The following is a 3,320-nucleotide window of genomic DNA, read 5'->3' on the forward strand; positions in this document are numbered from 1 at the left end:
CGCCCATTGAAACAGGCAATTTATTCCAGCCGTACGGCTGACAAGTTCGTCGTACGTCTGCCAGACGGAATGCGTGAACGCATTGCCGAGGTGGCTCGCAATCATCATCGCAGCATGAACTCCGAAATCATCGCGCGCCTTGAACAGAGCCTTATTCAAGAAGGTGCACTGGGCGAAGAATTGAGCATGCGCCTCGATAGCCCTGAGCTGTCGCTTCACGAACGTGAGTTGCTGCAACGCTTCCGCCAGCTGTCGCACCGTCAACAGAACGCATTGGTGTCGTTGATCGCACACGACGCCGAGATGGCCGCAGACGCGTCCTGAGCTACACCGAATATCTCAAGCCAGCATGATTGCTGGCTTTTTTTTGCCTTCGTTTTGGCTGATCAAACACCGTACCTGTGGCGAGGGGATTTATCCCCGCTGGAGTGCGCAGCAGTCCCAATGTTTTTGGGGCCGCTGCGCAGCCCAACGGGGATAAATCCCCTCGCCACAATGGTTTTGTATTGCCCGCTGTTTAGACATCAGGCACAAAAAAGCCCGCCAATTTGGCGGGCTCTTTGTTTGCAGCGGGTCAGAGCAGGAAGATTGTCGCCAACCCGAGAAAGATGAAGAAGCCACCGCTGTCGGTCATCGCGGTGATCATCACGCTGGCGCCCATGGCCGGGTCGCGGCCCATTTTGGCCAGCGTCATCGGGATCAGTACGCCCATCAGCGCTGCCAGCAGCAGGTTGAGCGTCATTGCCGCCGTCATCACCACACCCAACGACCAGCTGCCGTAGAGCAGATAAGCGACCACACCGATCACCCCGCCCCAGACCAGGCCGTTGATCAAACCTACGGCCAGTTCCTTGCGCATCAGACGCGAGGTATTGCCGGTGCTGACCTGATCGAGCGCCATCGCGCGAACGATCATAGTGATCGTCTGGTTACCGGAGTTGCCACCAATACCCGCCACAATCGGCATCAACGCCGCCAGCGCTACCAGCTTCTCGATCGAGCCTTCAAACAGACCAATCACTCGCGAAGCTACAAACGCGGTGATCAGGTTGACTGCCAGCCACGCCCAACGGTTACGCAGCGACTTCCACACGGAGGCGAAGATGTCTTCCTCTTCACGCAGACCCGCCATGTTGAGGACTTCGTTTTCGCTCTCTTCACGAATCAGGTCGACCATTTCGTCGATGGTCAGACGACCGATCAGCTTGCCGTTCTTGTCGACCACCGGGGCCGAGATCAAGTCATAACGCTCGAACGCCTGAGCGGCATCGTAGGCGTCTTCGTCCGGATGGAAACTTACCGGGTCGCTGGCCATGACTTCGGCCACTTGCTTGTCCGGATCGTTGACCAGCAAACGTTTGATCGGCAGCACGCCCTTGAGCACGCCGTCGTAATCGACCACAAACAGTTTGTCGGTATGGCCCGGCAGCTCTTTGAGACGGCGCAGGTAACGCAACACCACTTCGAGGCTGACATCCTCACGGATCGTCACCATCTCGAAGTCCATCAGCGCACCGACCTGCTCCTCGTCATAAGACAGGGCCGAACGCACACGCTCACGCTGCTGGTTATCGAGGCTCTCCATCAGTCCATGGACGACGTCTCGCGGCAGCTCGGAAGCCAGGTCAGCAAGTTCGTCGGCGTCCATGTCCTTGGCTGCAGCCAGGAGCTCGTGATCGTCCATGTCGGCGATCAGCGTTTCACGAACGGAATCGGATACTTCGAGAAGAATGTCGCCGTCGCGATCAGCCTTGACCAGTTGCCAGAGCGTCAGACGATCGTCCAGCGGCAAGGCTTCAAGAATGTAGGCAACGTCGGCGGAGTGCAGATCATCGAGTTTGCGTTGCAACTCGACCAGATTCTGCCGGTGAACCAGGTTTTCCACCCGGTCGTTGTGCGCGCCTTCCTGGCGATGAGTCAGGTCTTCGACGACTCGTTGGCGCTGCAGCAGCTCGACCACTTGGGCCAGGCGATCCTGCAGGCTTTCCTGTGTTTTCTTTACTTCGATTTCAGACATAGGCGAACTCCACTCCCAGCAGCGGGGCACGCCGGAAGAATCAATCAGTCAATTCATGATTGGTGAAACGGGTTACTGAACAACTACTGGGTAAGTCCATGGAGGTTTTCCATAAGCCCCGGCGGGGCTGACGGGCGCAATGATACACGCCTGACGGTTTAATACGTTAAAAAATCACGGCTGAAACAAGCGCTTGCGAGACAATCCTGAGCGCCATCCTGATCCATGCAAATGCGACGACTCATCTTGAAAAGAAAACACACCGGCAGCGCAAAATGTAGCGACTACCCTTGAGCGCAGATCGTCATGGAGGACGTCGAATGCCACTCAAATCATCTTTTTTCGTAATGACTTTTTTGCTCTGCCTACCGCACGCCGGGGCCACCACCACATTGCATCGCTGTGAAGCGGCGGACGGCAGCATCACGTTTACCACGATGAGTTGCGCGCACGGCGAACACCTCTCCGTGCAGGAAGTGCACCCCTACTCGCCCGGATCTGTCGTGGCGGTGATGCCTGAAGCCAATCACGAAGAAACATCCGGTATGAATACCAGAGGCCGAGCACCGGGCATTGTCGGCGGCGCGGAGCACATCTGCGGCAACGTGATCGACGCGAGACAACGCCGCCAGGCGATCATCAATCGACGCGTTATCGCCGGGATGAGCGCGCAAGATGTCGAAAGCGCTTTAGGCAAGCCGGACAAGATCAATATTCGGACATCGACGACCACGTATCGTTACGACCTCAAGCGAGGCCGAACAGCACAAATCGATTTTGATCAACGGGGATGCGTGAAGGAAAAAGCCAAATCCCGGACAGCAAAAAGCCCGCGATAAACGCGGGCTTTTCGGTATATGGTGCACTCGACAGGATTCGAACCTGTGACCGCTCGGTTCGTAGCCGAGTACTCTATCCAGCTGAGCTACGAGTGCATTTTGTGTTTTTAGCCCAGACCACAACTGGATGAAGCCAAGTTATCTGCATTGCTGCAAGTAACTCTTAAATGGTGCACTCGACAGGATTCGAACCTGTGACCGCTCGGTTCGTAGCCGAGTACTCTATCCAGCTGAGCTACGAGTGCATTTGTGTTTTTAGACCAGATCACATCTGGTTGAAGCCAAGTCATTTACATTGCTGTAACTGACTCTTAAATGGTGCACTCGACAGGATTCGAACCTGTGACCGCTCGGTTCGTAGCCGAGTACTCTATCCAGCTGAGCTACGAGTGCATTTGTTGCGCCGCATTATATCACAGATCGGTATAGCCAAGTCAATTTAAATGGTGTAACTCTAGGTGTAT

3 protein-coding genes and 3 tRNA genes are annotated in these 3,320 nt (G+C 55.6%); 2 read left to right on the forward strand and 4 right to left on the reverse strand.

The window, feature by feature from the left end; all coding sequences use genetic code 11:
• A partial coding sequence (locus tag ACIP1X_RS28265) for an Arc family DNA-binding protein (RefSeq protein WP_400755909.1) occupies window positions 1–324 on the forward strand: 324 nt, incomplete at its 5' end.
• A gap of 250 nt (window positions 325–574) precedes the next feature.
• On the opposite strand, the gene mgtE is transcribed toward ACIP1X_RS28265, so the two are convergent.
• Window positions 575–2,017, reverse strand: coding sequence for a magnesium transporter (gene mgtE / locus ACIP1X_RS28270; RefSeq protein WP_053122849.1), 1,443 nt, complete (start codon window positions 2,015–2,017; stop codon window positions 575–577).
• 320 nt (window positions 2,018–2,337) lie between these two features.
• Here mgtE and ACIP1X_RS28275 point away from each other — a divergent pair, with 320 nt between their 5' ends.
• The gene (locus ACIP1X_RS28275) at window positions 2,338–2,856 is read left to right on the forward strand and encodes a cell envelope protein SmpA (protein WP_400755910.1); all 519 of its coding nucleotides are present in this window, start codon (window positions 2,338–2,340) and stop codon (window positions 2,854–2,856) included.
• A gap of 19 nt (window positions 2,857–2,875) precedes the next feature.
• Here the strand turns inward: ACIP1X_RS28275 and ACIP1X_RS28280 are convergent.
• The 3 genes from ACIP1X_RS28280 to ACIP1X_RS28290 all read right to left on the reverse strand — a co-directional run bounded on the left by ACIP1X_RS28280 (window position 2,876) and on the right by ACIP1X_RS28290 (window position 3,249).
• Window positions 2,876–2,952: transfer RNA gene (locus ACIP1X_RS28280), tRNA-Arg, on the reverse strand.
• Between the two features lie 72 nt (window positions 2,953–3,024).
• Window positions 3,025–3,101 (reverse strand) — tRNA-Arg (locus ACIP1X_RS28285).
• 71 nt (window positions 3,102–3,172) lie between these two features.
• Window positions 3,173–3,249 (reverse strand) — tRNA-Arg (locus tag ACIP1X_RS28290).
• Window positions 3,250–3,320: the final 71 nt, after the last annotated feature.

Source organism: Pseudomonas sp. NPDC088885 (assembly GCF_044750025.1).
GTDB lineage: Bacteria > Pseudomonadota > Gammaproteobacteria > Pseudomonadales > Pseudomonadaceae > Aquipseudomonas > Aquipseudomonas rustica.

What these genes read in the sequence shown, in the direction of transcription:
- mgtE (WP_053122849.1), bottom strand. Translation starts at nt 2,017, where the DNA reads ATGTCTGAAATCGAAGTAAAGAAAACACAGGAAAGCCTGCAGGATCGC.
- ACIP1X_RS28275 (WP_400755910.1), top strand. Translation starts at nt 2,338, where the DNA reads ATGCCACTCAAATCATCTTTTTTCGTAATGACTTTTTTGCTCTGCCTA.